General features: G+C 37.4%; 20 protein-coding genes. 3 read left to right on the top strand and 17 right to left on the bottom strand.

Annotated elements, in window-relative coordinates:
- Positions 1 to 8 precede the first annotated feature (8 nt).
- From FG383_RS16445 to FG383_RS16390, 12 genes are read right to left on the bottom strand one after another with little or no spacing between them, the layout of a single operon-like run.
- Positions 9 to 443 (bottom strand): BMC domain-containing protein, encoded by a 435-nt coding sequence (locus tag FG383_RS16445; protein ID WP_142608485.1) that lies wholly within the window; start codon positions 441 to 443, stop codon positions 9 to 11.
- 1 nt (position 444) lies between these two features.
- Positions 445 to 717 carry a EutN/CcmL family microcompartment protein gene (locus FG383_RS16440; RefSeq protein ID WP_142608484.1) on the bottom strand — a complete coding sequence of 91 codons (273 nt, stop codon included), beginning with the start codon at positions 715 to 717 and terminating at the stop codon, positions 445 to 447.
- A gap of 1 nt (position 718) precedes the next feature.
- A complete protein-coding gene (locus FG383_RS16435; RefSeq protein WP_142608483.1) occupies positions 719 to 1,384 on the bottom strand; it encodes a hypothetical protein in 666 nt (221 codons plus the stop codon).
- Entirely contained in the window at positions 1,365 to 2,033 is a 669-nt protein-coding gene (locus FG383_RS16430; RefSeq protein WP_142608482.1) for a phosphate propanoyltransferase, read from the bottom strand. Before FG383_RS16430 ends, FG383_RS16435 begins: the two co-directional genes overlap by 20 nt.
- Positions 2,034 to 2,049: 16 nt before the next feature.
- On the bottom strand, positions 2,050 to 2,331 hold the full coding sequence (locus FG383_RS16425; protein ID WP_142608481.1) for a BMC domain-containing protein: 282 nt from the start codon (positions 2,329 to 2,331) through the stop codon (positions 2,050 to 2,052).
- Positions 2,332 to 2,349: 18 nt separating this feature from the next.
- The gene (locus FG383_RS16420) at positions 2,350 to 3,870 is read right to left on the bottom strand and encodes an aldehyde dehydrogenase family protein (RefSeq protein WP_142608480.1); all 1,521 of its coding nucleotides are present in this window, start codon (positions 3,868 to 3,870) and stop codon (positions 2,350 to 2,352) included.
- Between the two features lie 17 nt (positions 3,871 to 3,887).
- Positions 3,888 to 4,163: a hypothetical protein gene (locus tag FG383_RS16415; RefSeq protein ID WP_142608479.1), complete on the bottom strand. Its 276-nt coding sequence runs from the start codon at positions 4,161 to 4,163 to the stop codon at positions 3,888 to 3,890.
- A gap of 12 nt (positions 4,164 to 4,175) precedes the next feature.
- A complete protein-coding gene (locus FG383_RS16410) occupies positions 4,176 to 4,907 on the bottom strand; it encodes an HAD family hydrolase (protein ID WP_142608478.1) in 732 nt (243 codons plus the stop codon).
- Positions 4,894 to 6,270: an ethanolamine permease gene (eat, locus tag FG383_RS16405; RefSeq protein ID WP_142608477.1), complete on the bottom strand. Its 1,377-nt coding sequence runs from the start codon at positions 6,268 to 6,270 to the stop codon at positions 4,894 to 4,896. Before eat ends, FG383_RS16410 begins: the two co-directional genes overlap by 14 nt.
- Before the next feature lie 4 nt (positions 6,271 to 6,274).
- Positions 6,275 to 7,297: a phosphotransferase enzyme family protein gene (locus FG383_RS16400; RefSeq protein ID WP_142608476.1), complete on the bottom strand. Its 1,023-nt coding sequence runs from the start codon at positions 7,295 to 7,297 to the stop codon at positions 6,275 to 6,277.
- A gap of 54 nt (positions 7,298 to 7,351) precedes the next feature.
- Entirely contained in the window at positions 7,352 to 8,617 is a 1,266-nt protein-coding gene (locus FG383_RS16395; protein ID WP_142608475.1) for a class-III pyridoxal-phosphate-dependent aminotransferase, read from the bottom strand.
- Between the two features lie 29 nt (positions 8,618 to 8,646).
- Positions 8,647 to 9,423, bottom strand: coding sequence for a DeoR/GlpR family DNA-binding transcription regulator (locus tag FG383_RS16390; protein WP_142608474.1), 777 nt, complete (start codon positions 9,421 to 9,423; stop codon positions 8,647 to 8,649).
- A gap of 332 nt (positions 9,424 to 9,755) precedes the next feature.
- Here FG383_RS16390 and fabG point away from each other — a divergent pair, with 332 nt between their 5' ends.
- The 3 genes from fabG (at position 9,756) to FG383_RS16375 (ending at position 13,428) form a co-directional block, all read left to right on the top strand.
- Complete coding sequence (fabG, locus tag FG383_RS16385; protein ID WP_142608473.1) at positions 9,756 to 10,520, top strand: 3-oxoacyl-ACP reductase FabG; 765 nt, start codon at positions 9,756 to 9,758, stop codon at positions 10,518 to 10,520.
- A gap of 306 nt (positions 10,521 to 10,826) precedes the next feature.
- Positions 10,827 to 12,428: an APC family permease gene (locus FG383_RS16380; protein WP_142608472.1), complete on the top strand. Its 1,602-nt coding sequence runs from the start codon at positions 10,827 to 10,829 to the stop codon at positions 12,426 to 12,428.
- 67 nt (positions 12,429 to 12,495) lie between these two features.
- Entirely contained in the window at positions 12,496 to 13,428 is a 933-nt protein-coding gene (locus FG383_RS16375; RefSeq protein ID WP_185907981.1) for a metallophosphoesterase family protein, read from the top strand.
- A 158-nt stretch (positions 13,429 to 13,586) separates the two neighbouring features.
- Here the strand turns inward: FG383_RS16375 and FG383_RS16370 are convergent, their stop codons facing one another.
- The 5 genes from FG383_RS16370 to FG383_RS16350 all read right to left on the bottom strand — a co-directional run bounded on the left by FG383_RS16370 (position 13,587) and on the right by FG383_RS16350 (position 17,852).
- Positions 13,587 to 14,783 (bottom strand): glycine C-acetyltransferase, encoded by a 1,197-nt coding sequence (locus FG383_RS16370; protein WP_425467655.1) that lies wholly within the window; start codon positions 14,781 to 14,783, stop codon positions 13,587 to 13,589.
- 87 nt (positions 14,784 to 14,870) lie between these two features.
- A complete protein-coding gene (locus tag FG383_RS16365) occupies positions 14,871 to 15,932 on the bottom strand; it encodes a hypothetical protein (protein ID WP_142608469.1) in 1,062 nt (353 codons plus the stop codon).
- A gap of 79 nt (positions 15,933 to 16,011) precedes the next feature.
- Positions 16,012 to 16,662: a YczE/YyaS/YitT family protein gene (locus FG383_RS16360; protein WP_142608468.1), complete on the bottom strand. Its 651-nt coding sequence runs from the start codon at positions 16,660 to 16,662 to the stop codon at positions 16,012 to 16,014.
- Between the two features lie 39 nt (positions 16,663 to 16,701).
- Positions 16,702 to 17,196: a Cys-tRNA(Pro) deacylase gene (gene ybaK / locus FG383_RS16355; RefSeq protein ID WP_142608467.1), complete on the bottom strand. Its 495-nt coding sequence runs from the start codon at positions 17,194 to 17,196 to the stop codon at positions 16,702 to 16,704.
- An 11-nt stretch (positions 17,197 to 17,207) separates the two neighbouring features.
- Complete coding sequence (locus tag FG383_RS16350) at positions 17,208 to 17,852, bottom strand: hypothetical protein (RefSeq protein ID WP_142608466.1); 645 nt, start codon at positions 17,850 to 17,852, stop codon at positions 17,208 to 17,210.
- Positions 17,853 to 18,575 lie beyond the last annotated feature (723 nt).

Below are 18,575 nucleotides of genomic sequence, written 5' to 3'. Positions count from 1 at the left end.
TCCTTTCATTATTCCGACTTATTAATATGAATAGGAGGACTATCCAATTTTTCATCTATAGATTCTACTAATTTTGGATTTGCCAAGGGCGTCTGCGTATTTTTTTCCTTGCTAGACGACGTTTGCTTTATATTTTGCGAAAGTATATGGGTTCCTACAGTATTTGATTTTGTTATTTCGGAAGCTAACTTTGCTGTAGAGGTATCAGGATTCGCAATAACTTTCGATGAAACAAATGAGTTTGCACGTTTCGCTATTTCTTCCCCTATTTCTACCGCAGCCTGAACAGAGCTTACATCACCTCTTACAACAACGGTTACAAGGGCTACATCGACTGTTGTCTGATTTACGAGATGCACATTGGATGCTTTTAGCATTGCGTCAGCGATATAGATAGAGATTGCCAATCCTATGGTCTCCACCAATCCTATGGATTCATTCATTTCACTCACCACTTTCTACTTTTTCGTCGATAATTCCTATAATGACGGCATCAATCGGCACTTTTCTTTCCCCAATAATAGAAGCGGGAGAGCCTTGCGTTATAAGCACTATGTCATTCACCCCAGCCCCAATTCGATCGACAGCTATGATAGATTTTGCTTCATCACGTTTACCATTTATATTTATAGGTTGAACGATTAAAAACTTCAATCCATTCAATCCATCTTCTTTTCTTGTGGCCCATGTATTTCCTACTACTTTTCCCAGAATCATATTAGCTCTCCTCCTCTACTTTAATTTCAATGCCTTTTTGCTTTGCTAAGTCCCTTGCTAGAGGAGTGACAATTGTGTTACTTAATATATGAATATCTCTTTTTTCCCAGTTTTCAATTACAGATTCAGTAATAAGCTTTTTTGAATAACTATTTGCTTGATCATATTGTATTACTTGTATTTTCTGTTTTAATACTTCCTGAATTGTACATATCGCTACCCCGTATTCAGATAATTTTTCTTTATATTTCATTAGTTGCCTGAAATAATTGTTATTTACAAATCGGGACTTCATGTCTTGCTCTTCCAGAAATAATTTAGCTTCTTCTTCTGGAACGATAAATATTGGCATGTTTTGCATAATAAGTTGTGCAAGCAATTTGCTAGGAGCACAATCTGTTAAACAAAGTGCTCCTTTAACAATCAAACTTTGGTCTGCTTCTAGCATAATTGCCCATTTTACATCATTTGAGATTTTAAGTGATTGCGGCGAATTACAATTTATTTCCATCAAACTGAAGTATCTCTCCAGTTCCTTGACACTCGAATTGGAAGCTGTTGTATGTGGATGAACTACTAAAACTGGAGAACTACTTTTTAACCTCTCACTTTGTTGTAATCTATCCAATACCTCTTTTACTATTTCATCAATCAGGAGCCCGTTCATGGCTTCTTGCTCCCTCTTTTATGATTCGCCCATAGTTATTTTCCGTTATATTACCTGCATTTGCCTCATCCGTGTCTATATGCATTTCGAGTACATAGTCCGGTGAAATTCGTATAATGGTATCCATAAATCGTATTCTTCTCAAACTAGTTGAAACTTCTACAGTTACGGTTTCACCATTTACAACTTTTAATTTTTGCGCATCGTCAGGGGACATATGAATATGCGATTGGGCAATTATTAGCCCCATTTCTTTGTAAATACCACCTTTTGGACCTACAAGTGTAATCGGTGCTGATTTATGAATATCCCCAGATTGACGAATAGGTGGTTTTACACCCAATTTTAAAGCGTCTGTATAGCTTACTTCCACTTGTGTAGACTTTCGAAACGGTCCTAAAATTCTTACCTTTTCAATACTACCTCTTGGACCTGCGATTAGTATTGTTTCATTTGCTGCGTATTGCCCGGGCTGAAGAAGATTTTTGTATACTGTTAAATTGGCATCATTACCAAAAAGCATGTGAAAATCTTCTTCAGATAAATGGCAATGTCTAGCCGAAACGCCGATTGGAATTAATGGCTGTTCTGTTATAGATAATTCCTTTAACAGCTCTTGCATAATTTTCGTTTCCAATAACTCATCCATTTAGTACGCCACCTTTCTAGCTAGGAAGAATAACGCTCAGTTCTGAATGCGGTCTTGGAATGACATGTACAGATAATAATTCTCCTACACGTTGTGCTGCTTCGCTTCCTGCTTCAGTTGCAGCCTTCACTGCTCCAACATCACCGGTTACTAACACGGTTACAATTCCACCTCCAACATGCACTTTGCCGACTAAATTTACATTTGCCGCCTTTACCATTGCATCTGCAGCTTCAATTGCACCTACTAAACCTTTTGTTTCAATCATACCTAATGATCCATTAATTTCTCTTGTCATTAAAATTCCTCCTCTAATTTAGTTTGAATAGTTTTGAATTACATTTTTAACTAGTTTTAAAACTAGTTCACTATCAACCGACGCTTTCGAATCTTGAATCACTTTATTTACAATAGACTCTAAAGGTTCTGACCTATTTGAAGTGAATTCTTCCAGATGATGGTCACTCTTTGAAAAAGGTATTTTCACTTCTTTTATCCCCGTTGCTATTCGTTTAATATTGATAAGATGTTTCGCTGTAATGTTATCTCCCGTTATATTACCGCCGTATGATCCACAACCTAATGTTAATGATGGAGTTAATCCAGTAGATCCACCAGGTGCTCCGATCGAAGAGTAGGTATTTACAATAACCCTCGACACTGGCATTTGTTTTGCGAACTTTTTAACGACTCTATTGTCATTTGCATGTATCGCAAAGGTATGCCCTCGACCGCCAATATCAAGTAAGCCGCTGCAAATCTCAATGCCATCATCTTCATCTTTAGCCGTATAGAGTCCAAGAATTGGAGATAGCTTCTCGACTGAAAAAGGAAACTTCTTTCCAATTCCACTTTCTTCGGCTACCAATACCCGAGTTTCCTTGGGGACATGAATGCCAACCATAGCTGCAATTGCTAATGCTGATTTCCCTACAATTTCAGCGTTCAACTTTCCAATTTCAGGAGATATAATTCTCGCTACTTTTTGTTTTTCGAAATCATTTAATACATAAACACTATGCTTCTGTAGCTCATTCATAAATATGCGCTTAACACTTGCATGAACGACAATTGCTTGTTCTGTTGAGCATAGCGTACTGTTATCAAAAGCCTTGCTTTCTGCTATAAACTTTGCAGCTTGTATCACATTAGCGTTTTTATCTATATAAACTGGTACATTTCCAGGCCCAACTCCGTATGCAGGTTTACCTGAGCTATACGCTGCTTTTACAAGACCACTTCCACCTGTTGCGAGGATTAAATTTACTTTTTTATGCCGCATCAGCTCTCGCGTTTTCCCCATCGTGGGCTCACTAATCCAGCCTATTAATCCTTCTGGTGCTCCTGCTTCTACAGCAGCATCATGGCATATTTTCAAAGCAGCTATCGTGCTTTTTACAGCATGTGGATGTGGGCTAAAAATAACTGCATTTTGTGTTTTCAAAGAAATCAACGTCTTAAAGATTGCGGTCGAAGTTGGATTTGTTACTGGCGTAATCGCTAATACTAATCCAAATGGATATGCCATCTCTACGATCTTACTTCTAAAATCTTCTCGAATAATACCAACAGTCTTTTCATCTTTAATAGACTTATAAATCTCCAGGGAAGCGATATTATTTTTCATCTCTTTATGTTCAACAACACCCATTCCTGTTTCCGCTACCGCCATTTTTGCAAGTTCTAAAGAATGTTTCTGTACCTTTTCCGCTACGATTTTCACAATATGATCTACCTGTTCTTGTGAGAACTCTTGGTAAGCTTTTTGGGCATTACTGGCATTACTGATAATGAGTTCTTCCGCAGAAGTTAGTTCATTTGTACTCAAAAGGATCACTCCTTTTCTTTCAGTTTTTATTGGTATTTTCTAAAGATTACTTCATCCTTATTTTTTGCCGAAAACGATGGTGCTTGTTTTAAAAAGTCTAGACTCTGCCACTTTGAAATCTCTTCTATTGAGAGTGGTCTTGCTTCAGAAAGTCTTGCCGTTCTAGACACTTGCACCCTTGCTAATAAGTCATTTCGTTTCCAGTTTTCTATTTCTGTATCCGTTAGGCCAGAGCCTGTTTGGATAGCTCCTAATTTTTCCAAAACCATTCTTGTTACCTTTTCAACTAATTCAAGATCCATATGCTCCCCCCTTTAGTACAATATTTTTTCTATAAGTGATGTAGAGTAGTGATTAATCATTAAATCCGCATCTCTTAGAACTTGATTGTTTTCATTGAAACCTACCATTAATCTCATACCAGATTCTTTTCCAAGAATCATATCCCCGTTAGAGTCACCGATCATCACTGATTCTTCTAGATTAATGCCATAATTATCCTTAGCCAAAAAAGCTATATCTGGATAAGGTTTACTTCGAGTGACTAAATCAGTACCTAATATAAAATCGAAGTAATGCTTCAATCCAACTGTTTCAAGATGATTTATCGCTTTTTTTGTATCATCAGCGGTTAAAACACCTAGCTTTATATTTCTATTTTTTAATTCTCGTATCACTTCTTCAACGCCAGCAATTTTAGTGATAAGTGTCGAATTATTTTGCTTTTCGTTTGCATACGCTACTGCTTCCCCCGCAAAAATCATCGCATCGACCCAGTGGACACCAGCTTCATATAGCTTGAGTGCTATTATTACGTGACTTTCCGTGATGCTTCCGACAGCTACTGGACTTACTGGATCTAATATTTTGCCGTTATCCAAAATCCCGAGTGGTAATCCAAATTCATTGTATGATGTCTTAAATTGGGGCACCTTTACGATTAAAAATTCGTAAATGTCCTCCACCCACGGGATCCAAAGTGCATCACAATCTATCAAAGTTCCATCTTTATCAAACAGAACACAACTAGTTTTAATGTTTTTCATTATTTTCCGATTCCTTTTCAGTCACAAATCTTTCTTCCGGAGCATCCGTATTAATATTGTTTTTTGCCCAAACGAAGTAATAAATACTCGCTATTGCAAAGATGATAAGATTGAGGAAGAAGAAAGATAAATTTGCAAAGAAGCTCGCAAAGATCGCAATCACTGCTAGCACTAATGATACGATTGGAGTAATTGGATAAAGTGGTGTTTTAAATGCTCTAGGTAAATTCGGCTCTTTTTTGCGAAGAATGAGTACCGATAAATTCATCGCAATATAAGAGATTAATGCACCAAAAGTTGCAATCAATATTAAATCATTAGGATCAAAGAATATGACGAGTAACAAACCGATAATTCCTGGTGCAATAATTGCTACATATGGAGTACGTCTTGTTTTATGAAGTCTCGATAAAAAGTTAGGTAAATACCCTGCTCTTGATAAAGCAAACACTTGTCTAGAGTACGCAAGAATAACACCTGAAAAACTAGCAATAAGTCCAACTAATCCTACTGATGCCAATATTTGCGCTAGCCAATAAGTGTTACCAAATGTGGCCGCTATCGCTGCAGGTAATGGATCTGTAGCTGTTGACATTACATCTATGCCAGCTAAACCGATAGCAACAGTAGTTGTAACTAGTGATAAAATAAGAAGTGTAATCATGCCAGAAAGTATTCCCTTTGGCATATCTTTATTTACATCTCTCGTTTCCTCTGAAAGCATTGGTAACATTTCAATCGCGAGAAACAACCACATGGCATAAGGTAATGCCGCCCAAATGCCCTTAATCCCACCTGGTATTAATGCTGTACCTTCAGCACCGAATAAGTTTTCCACATTGATCTGAGGTAGTCCCACGAAATACATTAATACAAGTAATCCTAAAGCGATAAACACTAAAACCATTTCAATTCGCGCATACTCTTTAATGCCGACAATATGGATAATCATAAATATTAAATACATGACTGCTGCTGCTACTACTGTATTTACTGTTGGGAATAAGAAACTAATATATCCACCAATTCCAATTGCAACAGTTGGAGCAGCGATGAAATATTCTAATACAACCCCTATCCCCGTCAAAAATCCAACATACGGCCCCATCGCTCTGCGTGCAAATGAATATGGTCCACCAGCATACGGAAGCATCGTCGATAATTCAGATATTCCTAAGCTCATACTTCCATACATAATCGCCATAAAGACTACCGCAATAAGCATGCCTACATAACCGGATTCGGCTAATCCAAAGTTCCATCCAAAATAATTTCCTGAAATTACAATTCCTACTCCAATAGCCCATAAATGTAGAGGAGTTAAGGTCCGTTTAAGTTCCATACTTTGCTTGTTTGTACCCATCCATCTACCCCCTTACCCCTTCATATTTATCTAAATATCCTTTAGCAAGTGCGTCTGTACCTACAGAGTAATCCGGACCAATGGATCTTGTCGTATCATTATCTCGACTACCTAACCAGGAGATGAGCTGTAATCTTCTAAGCAATACTAGTGTCGGGATAATTTCGATATCTTCTTTAGATAATTCACGATGTCTGCGATACCCTTTTAAATATGCTGCAATCAGATAATCGACATAAGGCTTATCCTCGATAAAGCTTAAAGCAGAAGATAAATCCTGCAAATACCACCCAAATCCACAATCATCAAAATCTATTATTTTAATTTTGTCCCCTTCAACTAATAAGTTAGCTAATCTCAAATCTGCATGGATTAATCCAAATCTATTCTTAGACTTCCCATAATATTCCAACTTTTCTTTTATTACTTTTACAACTTTTTCTAGCAATGCAATTCTTTCGGGATTCATCAATTGTCCATTTTGCCATTTTCCCCATTTTGGTGCCTCACCCAAAATAGTATCGAAATCCCATGTTAATCTTTTAACTTTGCTAAATTCATCATGTTTTTTAACCGCTTCCACGTGAACTTTTGCAGTAACCTCCCCTAGTAATTCGAACTGGGAAGCAAGCTTCTCCTCATTGTTCTCATCCGGTGCTACCCCCTCCAGGAAAGTAAAGAGCGTACTATAATAAGTCAAGTCTCCAATCACTTGCTCATATACAAATACTCCAGTATCCCCAGGAAGTGGCTGAGGGACATCAATTGAAGAATATTTATGCAGATCTATTATCCATCTGATCTCGCCTTCTATTTCTTCTTTTGTATGATAATTTGGTCTGTTGATTCTTAAGATAAACTTTTCATCCGCTTCTGTACTACTTAACAAATACGTAGCATTCTCCGAATAATTTAATAATTTAAGAGAGTAGTTATCTAAATTCCTGTAATTCTTTTTCGCTAATTTTGCAGCTGTATGAAAATTTTCAATTACATTTTCCAGTAACCCTAAATCCTTATCCGACATATGGACCCCTCCATTTCGTTTACCCTTCCGCTGTAAATCCATTGCTATAATTCCTTATCTTCCTACAAACCCTAATTCAATCGCTGCTTCCCTTATTCCAGCTTCGCATTTTGTTAGTAATTCATCACAATAATCTTTGTTTAACAATAAACCTGGTTTAAATTGAACAATCCTTGTATTAAGCATCGAGTAGATTGCCCAAACACCGTGCTTATACAAGGAACTCATCACATATTTTGCTCCTTCTGGATGATTGAACTCTAAACCCATTACTACACCTAATTGCCGAATACCTACAAAGAAATCAGGATATTTACTCATTAAATTTTCTAACCCCATTCTCAAATAACGAGCAACATAATCAACATTTTGTACAACTTCTGGTCTTTCGGAGATTTCCAATACTTTCAACGCAACTGCACAACCAATCTCAGATCCACCAAAAGTAGAAATATGTGCTAGTCCATCTTCATTCATCCACTGACCAGCCTGTTCTGAAATAATGGTTGCTCCAATTGGATAAATTCCCCCACCAAATCCTTTAGCAGTTACTAAAATATCTGGTTTCACTCCGTAGTGGTCAATTCCCCATAGTTTACCAGTTCGCATTAAGCCAGTTTGTACTTCATCCGCAATATATAATGTCCCGTATCGCTCGCATGTTCTTTTTACAGCTTGAAGGTACCCAGGATCCGGTAACGGGAAGCCGTAAGTTGCAGGTATCGTCTCTATAATGACGCATGCTACATCTCCTTTAGAGATTTCGCGTTCCATTGCCTCTAGATCATTGAATGGGACATGTACAAACACATTTGGATCCCCTTCACTTAAAAATATTTTAGAGTAGCGTTCATTTCCTAAAGAAACAGCTAGTCCCGTGTGACCGTGATATCCATTTTTTATCGATACAATTTTTCTTCTTTTTGTAGCATATCTAGCACTTTTCAAAGCTGCATCAATTGCTTCACTTCCTCCACTTGAGAAAATAGTATATTTTAATCCTTCTGGAGTAACTTCTGCTAGTTTCGTTGCTAGTTTTGCTCGCATAATAGATGGGAAGTGATGATTTCCTATATCGAAATGTTCAGTGGCTTCTATCATTGTATTGATCAGTTCTTGGTTTCGATGACCTAAATTATATGTTCCACCATTCAAATGAACGTTCATCAACTTTTTCCCGTCCATATCGTAAAAGTAGTACCCTTCTCGTTTGCCAATAACTAAATCAATTCCATCATCTTGCCAAGACCTTGTTTTACCAGGATTCCACCAATCGATTGATTGTTGTAATACCTTTTGTTTTGTTAAAGATTGCACCATTTTATCCTTCCCCTCTGAAAATTTCAGTCTTATTCCATTTCATCTGAAACTATTAATTCAACATTTTGTTCTAGTAGTTTCATTTTCATTTGATCTGAACAATTTTTATCTGTAATAATGATAGACACTTCCGAAAGTTTTCCAATATTAGCCAAGGTAGTGAGATTAAACTTAGCGGAATCTGCTAATACAATGACTTCATTGGATCTCTCCATCATTGTTCTTGAGCTTCTTGCTCCACTTAAATCATAGTCCGATATTCCATCTTCTATGGAAATCCCTCCGGCAGAAAAGAAAGCCTTGTTTGCTTTTAAATGCCTTAACGCCATTTCTTCTAAAGGACCACTTGTAAACTTTTGATCTCTTTCGAATTCTCCTCCAAGAAAGATAATTTTCCCTTCAAAGTGTTCATTGGCTAACAGTAATACAGGTAAAGATGGAGTTATAATTGTTACGTTCTTTTTATTATTTAAAAAACGAACAAGTTCCAAAACGGTTGTACCATGTCCGATAAATATTACATCACTGTCTTCTACTAGTTCTGCTGCTTTTTTACAAATCGCACTTTTTTCCTTTGCATTTAACATTGTTTTTTGATCGAAAGGCAATTCAAACGTTACCCTATTTTTAACAGCACCCCCATAAACCTTTTTCAGAAACCCTTCTTTTTCAAGTCTTTCTAAATCTCTTCTTACGGTTTCCCCAGAGACATTTAGTAACTTCTCTACTTTCCGCACTACCACTTTCCCGTTTTCCTCTAGAAGCTCCAATATTGTCTTCTTTCTCTCCTCATACGATAAAGACATTTCATCATCTCCAACTACAACCATGTTATTCTCGACATTACTAACTTATGAAGAAAACACGACAAAAAATGTGGATTGTTGTTTATTTGCATTCTTTATTGTGGATTTAATTTATAAGTTAACAATCAACTTGTTGATTCGATCAAAAATAGATATTGAGTATTGTTTAGTAATTCTTCTCATTTCAATTGTCAGAATATATTGACTTCTAGAGGAATATATTATTCTGAAGTTAGATTCACATGAGTAAACAACAACTTATTGCAGTTTTTTGTGAAGTGATGTTGTTTTCTCTAAGAATCCAATTGAATTTCAAAAAGGAGCTGTTCATTATGTTTCATTCTTTACAAGGAAAGACAGTCATAGTTACCGGTGGAAGTAAGGGGATTGGAAAAGGAATTTCTCGAGTGTTCTCAAATCATGGTGCGAATGTAGCTGTTGTAGCGCGGAACCTTTCTGTTGCAGAAGATTGTGTCGCGGAAATAAACGAAAGTAACAACAATGTATCTACTTATGCATTTTGCGGTGACGTATCAGATCGTGAATCAATGGCGGCAATGGCAAAGAAAGTAGCTGATAAGTTTGGAAGCATTGATATACTATGTGCAAACGCTGGGATTTTCCCATCAGCAACAATTGAAGACATGACAAGCGCAGACTGGGATCATGTAATGAATACGAATTCGAAGGGAACATTTCTAACTGTCCAAGCTTGCCTACCATATTTAAAAGAATCGGAATTCGGTCGAATAGTGATTACCTCGTCAATTACGGGTCCTGTTACAGGTTATCCAGGATGGACACACTATGCTGCAAGTAAAGCAGCGCAGTTAGGTTTCATGAGGTCAGCTGCACTAGAATTAGCAAGTCATAACATCACAGTAAATGCTGTGATGCCAGGAAATGTAATGACTGAAGGTTTGGAAGGATTGGGCGAAGATTATTTAAAAGAAATGGCTTCTTCGATTCCTATGAAGAAATTAGGAACTGTTGAAGATATCGCTTACGCTGCGCTTTTCTTGGCCTCAAAAGAAGCTGGATTTATAACAGGTCAAACGATTATTGTGGATGGAGGACAAATATTACCGGAAAATTAAAAATTAGAACACCAGGACCTCCATAACTTAAAAATAGGTAAATTATTTTGGAGCCTATTCATACCTACCTAAAAAGAATGCTAGATATCTAGGTAAATATCAAGCCCCCTAAGCTCTATCCTTTTTTCAAAAAAGCCCTATATATTGAGTAATTGAACACTTTGAAAGGATGACTTCTCCGATATTCAAGGTAATCTGCAATCAAGATTACAACAAGTAATTATTGGCTATATAAGTAAATTTCCATAAACAGTCTCATTTAGTGTCGGGTAGTGTAAAAACTATTATGAAAGAAAGGGAGAAAAAATGTCCCAAAGTGGTCTTGGATTATTTGAACAGAAAACAACAGGCGGAGTTGCAAGGCAAATTAGTCCAATCGATACAATGATTTACTCTGCTGCAAATCCTGGTTTAATGTTTGCACTCGTGTATATTATGTGGGCACCATTTTTGTATCCAGGTGCACATATGGTTTGGGCTATTCTAGCTGTATCTCAGATGTTTGTTATTGCTGGATTATACTGGTTATTTTCAGTATCAATGCCGCGGTCAGGCGGTGAATATATTTATATTAGCCGTATTTTGCATCCGGCACTAGGCTTAATGGCTAGTTTTATGATTACATTTACTTCAATCTCTTGGACTGGAATCCTGTTGAATTGGATTGTGAAGTGGTCAATCGTAGAATTCTTCTATTCAATTGCTCTTATTAATGGAAATGACGCTAAATGGCTTGGTTTGGCAGAACTTTTTGACAAAAATTACATGCATGCCATTATCGGAACAGCGCTTCTTTTATTTATTTACTTTATTTATTACAAAGGTACAAAGTGGATGGTAAAATTGGCTTATTTTACATTGAGTGCAACCCTTTTGGGAGCTGTCGTCTTTATTATCGCCAACCTCGTATCTGGCCAAGGTATTTTTGCTACTAATTTTACCGAACTTACAGGGGTAGCATATGATGATGTCATTAAATTTGCACAAGCAGATGGTTATCCAACTAAATTCCTGTTTGGTGCAACTGTCATGGCAGGATCCACCTATATCATTCTTAATACATTAGGTTCAACCTTTGGGGCTAATCTAGCCGGTGAAGTTCGCAACGTTCAAAAATCTCAATTAATGGCATTATTTGGATCACTGGTAATATTAATGGTTCTTTGGGCTATCTTCTATGGGATGACTTATGTCAACTTTGGTAACATATGGTCAAACAGCCTGTATCATCTTTATAATACTGGCCATGAAGCTTATCCATTTGGAAGTTATGATCCTTTTATTACGATTATGATAGGGATTATGACAAAGAATCCTATTTTTGTATTTTTAATCGCCATATGCTTTGCTGTAGCAACATTCGGTTCAGCGGCTGGCTTAGGGTTTGGACCTTCTCGTAACATTGTAGCTTGGTCTTTTGACAGATTAATCCCTAGAAAATTTACCGAACTCAATAAAAAGACAAATTCACCTATTTACGCACTAAGAACAGTGATCATTGGTGCATGGCTTTTCTTAATGCTCGATATATTTGTACCTTCATGGACAGCAAATATCGCTTATACCATTTTTACTTGGTTCTTAGCTTGGATATTCTTGGGTATATCAGGAATTCTTTTTTCAACCAGGAAGAAAGTATTGTTTAATTCCTCGCCGCCGGTAGTCAAGGCGAAATTCTTAGGTATACATGTCGTTACTATATTAGGTTGGTTAACTCTCGCAATTAGTGTATCGATTTGTTACTACCTACTTATCCCATTCTTTAGAGGGGACTTACCATTTACAATGATTGTTGTATCCCTCTTATTAATGTGTATCCCACTTATCACCTATTTCGTTATGAAACGTGTGAATGCGAAAAAAGGTATCGATATTGATATCCAATTCCAGGAGATACCTTCTGACTAACATAAGAAGGAATTCACCTAAAAAATAATTAGAGTTAGAATAACAATATTGACTTGAGGTGAGGAAATTGAAGGTATTTTATGCTGGGGATTTACATGGTGGCGAAACGGCATTCCGAAAGTTTACTAATGCCGGAGCATTTTACAAAGCTGATTTAGTCATTTTTGGAGGAGATTTTACAGGTAAGATGGTTGTCCCTATTGTTGAGAAATCAGGAGTATATACTTGTACGTATTACGGTTCAACAGTAAAAGTAAAAAAAGCGAAAGATCTTCCTGACTTAGAACGGAATTTGCGGAATGCTGGTTTTTATCCTTTGATAATATCAGAAGGAGAGTTAAATAAATTAAATGAGGAAGATGCGGAACGGATTATTAAAGAAATGCAAATGGAGGTTCTTGAGCAATGGATAAAACTGGCTGATGAAAGATTTAAAGCTGTTGGAATTCCTTGTGTCATTATTCCTGGAAGCGTTGATGATTATTATCTCGATGAAATACTTAACTCTGGAAATTATGTGCAAAATGGAGACGGCAAAATAATAAATGTGAATGGAATTGAAATCCTTTCAATTGGTGGTAGTAAACCAAGTGTATTTAAGTATCCACGTGAGTTCAGTGAGGAAGAATTTGCCGAGAAAATTAATAAATTAGCTGCTCAAGTAAAGGATATGAAGAAGTGCATTTTCAATATTCACATCCCCCCCTTCGATACTGATCTTGATTTGGGTACTTTATATGATGATGATTTAAAGCCTGTCCTTGATGGAGATTCATTAGCCACTGCACCAGCAGGCAGTAAAGCCGTTCGTGAAGCAATTGAGAAATATCAACCCTTACTTTCATTACACGGTCATGTCCATGAAAGTCGTGGAATAACTACATTAGGAAAAACAATTTGTATCAATGCAGGTACTGACTATGACCAAGGATTGTTAAGGGGAGCTTTGATTGATATTAGTGTAGATGGAAATGTATCATATACATTAACAGCTGGTTAATTAACTTCAAAAAGTTAAAACACTTTAATATGAACAAGTATTTCAATATTTAAAAAGCATCGTTTTTTTGCACCGATACTTTTACATTTAAATTTGAATAAACCCTAATTATTTTGACGTTACTTCAAAATAATTAGGGTTTTATTATCTATAGCTATTTAATTAATTACCCCAAGCTCTTTACCAACTTTCTCATAAATCGCAATCGCTTCATCGAGCATCTCTTTCGTATGATCAGCTGTTGGCATATTGCGGACGCGGCCTGTGCCTTTTGGTACGGTTGGGAAGACGATGGATTTTGCGTATACGCCTTCTTCGAAAAGTCGTTTGGAGAATGTTTGTGTAAGTTTTTCGTCTCCGATAATACATGGAGTGATTGGTGTTTCGGATGCACCTATATCGAAGCCAAGTTTTGATAATCCTGCTTTCAAATAGTCCCCGTTTTCCCAAAGTTTATCATGTAGTTCTGTAGAGTCGATGATCATTTGAACAGCTGCAGTGATTGCTGCTACGTCACCTGGTGGTAATGCCGTTGAGAATAAGAATGGACGTGAGCGAACTTTTAACCAGTCGATTAAGTTCTTTTTCCCAGCAACGTATCCACCTACGACACCGATTGCTTTTGATAATGTTCCGATTTGGAAATCGATTTCTTTTTCTAAACCGAAGTGTTTTACTGTTCCTTTTCCTTTACCAGTAACGCCTGAACCATGTGCGTCATCCACATACGTAATTAGGTCAAATTCTTTTGCGATTTCTACGATTTCTGGTAGTTTTGCAATGTCGCCATCCATCGAGAATACGCCGTCTGTGATGACCATTACTTTATTGTATTGCCCAGATTCTGTAGCTTGTTTTGCTTTTGCACGTAAATCTTCCATGTCGGAGTGGTTAAATGGAATGATTTTTGCTTTAGAAAGTCGGCAACCGTCGATAATGGATGCGTGGTTTAATTGGTCTGATAAAATCGCATCGTTTTTGTCCATTACGGCTGAGATCGCTGCCATGTTACAGTTGAAGCCGGATTGATAGGAAATGGCTGCTTCTGTTCCTTTAAATTCTGCTAGTTTTTGTTCTAGTCTTACGTGAAGGTCTAGCGTTCCGTTAATCGTACGGACTGCTCCCGCCCCCACACCATACTTGTCCACCGCATCTTTTGCGATTTGTTTTAGGGCAGGATTTGTCGCTAGTCCTAAATAGTTATTAGAAGATAAGTTAATGAGCTCAGAGCCTCGAACATTTATCTTCGCACCGTTTGGACCTTCTACTGGATCAATTTCATTATATAGGCCTTGATTTTTTAGTGCATCTAAGTTTTCTGTTAAGAAGTTATTTAATACGTTTGACAAGGTCATCTTCCTTTCAAGCGAAATAGTCTTCTCTAGTTTAACATGTTCCACACAAAATACGACAAAAAAAATGAGCAGGATGATATCCCCTGCTCACTCGATTGTTGCGATCATTTCTTTTTGGAAAGTTGTCCATTTCTCTTCATCTATTGTAGAATCATAGAGCATTCTGATTGTTTTGGATTCTCCTGCGTATGTGGAAATATAGTCTTGGGCAAGCTCCATTTCGTTTGCATACCGTTGTCTCACTTCTACAATCTTTTTCTCATCTAGTAATTCTTGATTGATATGTGGTAAGAAATCGACAATCTCGTCACCTTCACGTTCAGGGTCGTATATATGAGGACTCGTCGCGTCGACCATGCATAATTGCAATTCTGGTACGACAATCCCATCCACACTATTTGCATCTAACCCACACCAGATGAAACGAATGTCCAATCCTTGCTGCTTTGCTTCTTCCCCGAACTTTTTCATAAAGGAAGATTTTCCACTTCCAGGTAATCCTTTTATATATAATCTAGACTTTAAGTTTTTGGAGATAGATTTCAGTGTATCTTGTGCACCCGTTGGAGTAAGAGACCCCATTAATCGATGTGTCACATCTGACTTCTTTTGAAGTTGCACATTGCCAATACATTTCTTTTTGATCTTTTCTAGCAATGCATTAATGCCGTCCCAATCAATTGCTGGTTGTATAAGTTGCTCCCATTCATCATGGATAACTTTAGCTCTTGATAAAGTTTGGAGCCCTTTTTTTAACCAAACATCATTCGCAATTTGTTTATCACGTATTAAAGGAGCTAAATCGTGGAGTTTCCGATCATCATACGTTTCATAATACGGAACCCATATATGCCCAGCTCCATAATAAATTGGGTCAACAGCATCTGTGTGTAAATAGAGCGTTTTCGAGTCGGTAACATATACTGCTTCTAAAACTTCTTCGTGCAATGGATCATAAAACCATTCCATTTTTTTGCCTCTACGAATAGCAGCATATCCTATTTCTTTCAATACTTCTGTTAGTCGATAAGAAGTCGGTCCTTTAAAGAAATATACTTTTTTCGCTTCATGAATCAGTTCTTTATAAAAGTTTTTCACACCTTGGCCCGTATATGATTTCCCCATATAATGTGTAACTGTACCGCCCAAATTATCACCCTTTCAATCTTTTCCTTCAATGGATACTATATGCCGGGGAATAGAAAAAGATGAAAAAAAGCACCGAAAATCATTCCTGATCTTCCGTGCGCTTTTTTGTATAGACAAGTGAATAGCCACTTATTTGGTACAACAGCTTTTGAGATATTGGCAATGTGTAATGAATTAGCGGGCCAGTTAAAAGGGCTAGCGCAACCGTACCAATTCCGATTGGTCCACCAAGTAGCCACCCAACAAGTGCAACAAACACTTCAATTCCTGTCCGAACTGTTCGAATACTCCATCCAGTCTTTTTCATAATAAGTAACATAAGAGAATCACGGGGTCCAGCACCTACATTTGGCGAAACATACACACCAATGCCGATTGCTATAACGAGCACCCCCCCTAGAAAAATAATGAGTTGACCGGCAAAGCCTGTAATATCAGGTATAAGCCAGTTGAACACATCAATTAACAACCCAATCACAAGTATATTCAGCCAAGTACCAAATTGTGGCCATCTTTTTGTGCCAATCATTGTTGCTACAACTATTATAATTCCCGTTAAAATGGCCCATGTTCCAATCGATAGTCCTAGATGATCGTAAAGACCAACATGTAAAACATCCCATGGACTAATGCCAAAACGCTGCCCTTTTATCGTCATTGAAATACCGATTGACATTAAAAGAACACCACTCATAAAAAAAGTCCAACGCCACATTAATTCTTTACTCATACCATTCCTTCTCTCTATCTGATTGGAATAATCATGCTATTACGAATCATTTTCCAATTTACTAATCGCTGCCACTTTACCTTTTGTTATTTTCAATAAATCTGCTAATGCAAGCTTCACCTGAAGCCCTATTTTTCCACCGCTCACAATGATAAAATCTTTATTCTCTGCACTTGCATCTACTACTGTTGGAAATAACTTTTTCATCCCGATAGGAGAACACCCCCCGCGTATGTATCCAGTAGTTGGAAGTAAATCCTTTAGAGGAAGCAATTCTACTTTTTTCTCCCCTACTACCTTTGCGATCGCTTTTAAATTCAATTCATTGTTAACTGGGATAATACATACAAAATAATTCCCTGCTCCATTTGAGACAAGGAGTGTTTTAAACACAACAAAAACGGGGTAGCCAATTTTGTTTGCTACAGTCACCCCGTCTACTTTGTCACCAGACAATTCATATTCAATTAGCTCAAAATCTATTTTTTGCTGCTCCAATATTCGAACAGCATTCGTTTTTTGTTTTTTTGCCATTCTTTTTACTCCTAAGCTATTCGGAAGAAACTTGGCTCTAAATCAGCAAAACCGTATCTCTTTAAGTGCACTTGATACGAATATTTTGCAATGGCTTGTTCTTTCCATCGTTGTTTTTGTATGTTCTCTAAGTCTTCTTGTAATACTTTAGTAGGTTGAAAATCCGATGGAACAGAACGATTAGAAATAGCTGCTTCCTCTTCTAATTGTTGTTTTACTTCTAATGCAATTTGGCGATTCGCTTCCATGTTTAAAGATATTTGAGCATTTACTCGTTGAATTTTAGCGGATGCACTTGCAGCAACACGAAGGTCCTCAGGCGTTGGCTTAGCCGGTGCAAGCGCAGTGCTTCTTACTTTTTCTAATAATTCTACTGTTTTTTCAAGGGTGGGTCCACCGATTGTTTGTACCGGAATACTTGGTCCTTTTATATCGAGCATATTGGTAGACTGACTTGTTGATGCTTCAGGTTGTCTTTCTTTATTCCCTAATAAGAACTCTTCTAGTTGTGATAGAGTCGGTATTTTTGGTTGGAAATATTCTGCTTGTTTACGGTAAGCATCTCCTGCATTATGACGTTGTAACATTCGTTTTCGTTCTTCAAACTCCGCCCATTTCCCTAGCATACCGTTACTAGTGGATCTCACTAAACTCATACGATTCACCTCTCCTATGTAGTGCTAGTATAGAATATTCTACCACATTATCAGAATAATCAAACATACTATAGTCATAGGCATCCATATGAAAAATGGTACAAGATGAAGTTTAGCTTTCTATGAATAAAACAGGTCTAAATAATTATCTGCTTGTAGTTACTTTAGGATAGTACTAAATCTAATTAGAAAATGCTGTCTTCAAGTAAGTGGAGCATTTACTAGAGTAAATTTCGTTTCAAACAATCATTTATTGGAATAATACCTCATACTCATCGTCGTCTCACCCCAAGTAAACTTGTTATTTTGAAAATTGGTTGCTTCCAATACCAATTTGGTTGCTCTCGTACTAATTTGGTTGCTTTCCGAGTAGAACTGGTTGCTTTCAATGACCGATTGGTTGCCCTAATCCATTTATTGGATACTTACATATCGAAATACTACAATGTATAGGGATACTGCGTGGTAGTGGGTTGAAAATGAGTGTCCGCTGGGATTTCCGCTGCTGGGCGGACGCTTTCCGTGGGGTGAGCGATGAGCCTTCACCGCCGCGCCTGCACGCGTCCGCCTGAGAAGTCTCATTTTGCTCACACAGGGGAACAAAGGCTAAAAACGCCACATCGTGTGGCAACGCCTTCGTGACCAACATCCTGTTGGCCTCCACTGGAGTCGCCTCCCAGCAGCGAAAATCCATGGGAATTGCTTGCTAATTTTGCGTCTACT

It is taken from the genome of Psychrobacillus soli (assembly GCF_006861775.1).
In the GTDB taxonomy this organism is placed as follows: domain Bacteria; phylum Bacillota; class Bacilli; order Bacillales_A; family Planococcaceae; genus Psychrobacillus; species Psychrobacillus soli.
Note: the sequence above shows the minus strand (reverse complement) of the source record. Positions and strands in the feature narration are given on the sequence as shown.

Coding starts and splice junctions, on each gene's coding strand:
- FG383_RS16445 (WP_142608485.1), bottom strand. CDS start 443: ATGAATGAATCCATAGGATTGGTGGAGACCATAGGATTGGCAATCTCT.
- FG383_RS16440 (WP_142608484.1), bottom strand. CDS start 717: ATGATTCTGGGAAAAGTAGTAGGAAATACATGGGCCACAAGAAAAGAA.
- FG383_RS16435 (WP_142608483.1), bottom strand. CDS start 1,384: ATGAACGGGCTCCTGATTGATGAAATAGTAAAAGAGGTATTGGATAGA.
- FG383_RS16430 (WP_142608482.1), bottom strand. CDS start 2,033: ATGGATGAGTTATTGGAAACGAAAATTATGCAAGAGCTGTTAAAGGAA.
- FG383_RS16425 (WP_142608481.1), bottom strand. CDS start 2,331: ATGACAAGAGAAATTAATGGATCATTAGGTATGATTGAAACAAAAGGT.
- FG383_RS16415 (WP_142608479.1), bottom strand. CDS start 4,163: ATGGATCTTGAATTAGTTGAAAAGGTAACAAGAATGGTTTTGGAAAAA.
- FG383_RS16410 (WP_142608478.1), bottom strand. CDS start 4,907: ATGAAAAACATTAAAACTAGTTGTGTTCTGTTTGATAAAGATGGAACT.
- eat (WP_142608477.1), bottom strand. CDS start 6,270: ATGGGTACAAACAAGCAAAGTATGGAACTTAAACGGACCTTAACTCCT.
- FG383_RS16400 (WP_142608476.1), bottom strand. CDS start 7,297: ATGTCGGATAAGGATTTAGGGTTACTGGAAAATGTAATTGAAAATTTT.
- FG383_RS16395 (WP_142608475.1), bottom strand. CDS start 8,617: ATGGTGCAATCTTTAACAAAACAAAAGGTATTACAACAATCAATCGAT.
- FG383_RS16390 (WP_142608474.1), bottom strand. CDS start 9,423: ATGTCTTTATCGTATGAGGAGAGAAAGAAGACAATATTGGAGCTTCTA.
- fabG (WP_142608473.1), top strand. CDS start 9,756: ATGTTTCATTCTTTACAAGGAAAGACAGTCATAGTTACCGGTGGAAGT.
- FG383_RS16380 (WP_142608472.1), top strand. CDS start 10,827: ATGTCCCAAAGTGGTCTTGGATTATTTGAACAGAAAACAACAGGCGGA.
- FG383_RS16370 (WP_425467655.1), bottom strand. CDS start 14,783: ATGACCTTGTCAAACGTATTAAATAACTTCTTAACAGAAAACTTAGAT.
- FG383_RS16360 (WP_142608468.1), bottom strand. CDS start 16,662: ATGAGTAAAGAATTAATGTGGCGTTGGACTTTTTTTATGAGTGGTGTT.
- ybaK (WP_142608467.1), bottom strand. CDS start 17,196: ATGGCAAAAAAACAAAAAACGAATGCTGTTCGAATATTGGAGCAGCAA.
- FG383_RS16350 (WP_142608466.1), bottom strand. CDS start 17,852: ATGAGTTTAGTGAGATCCACTAGTAACGGTATGCTAGGGAAATGGGCG.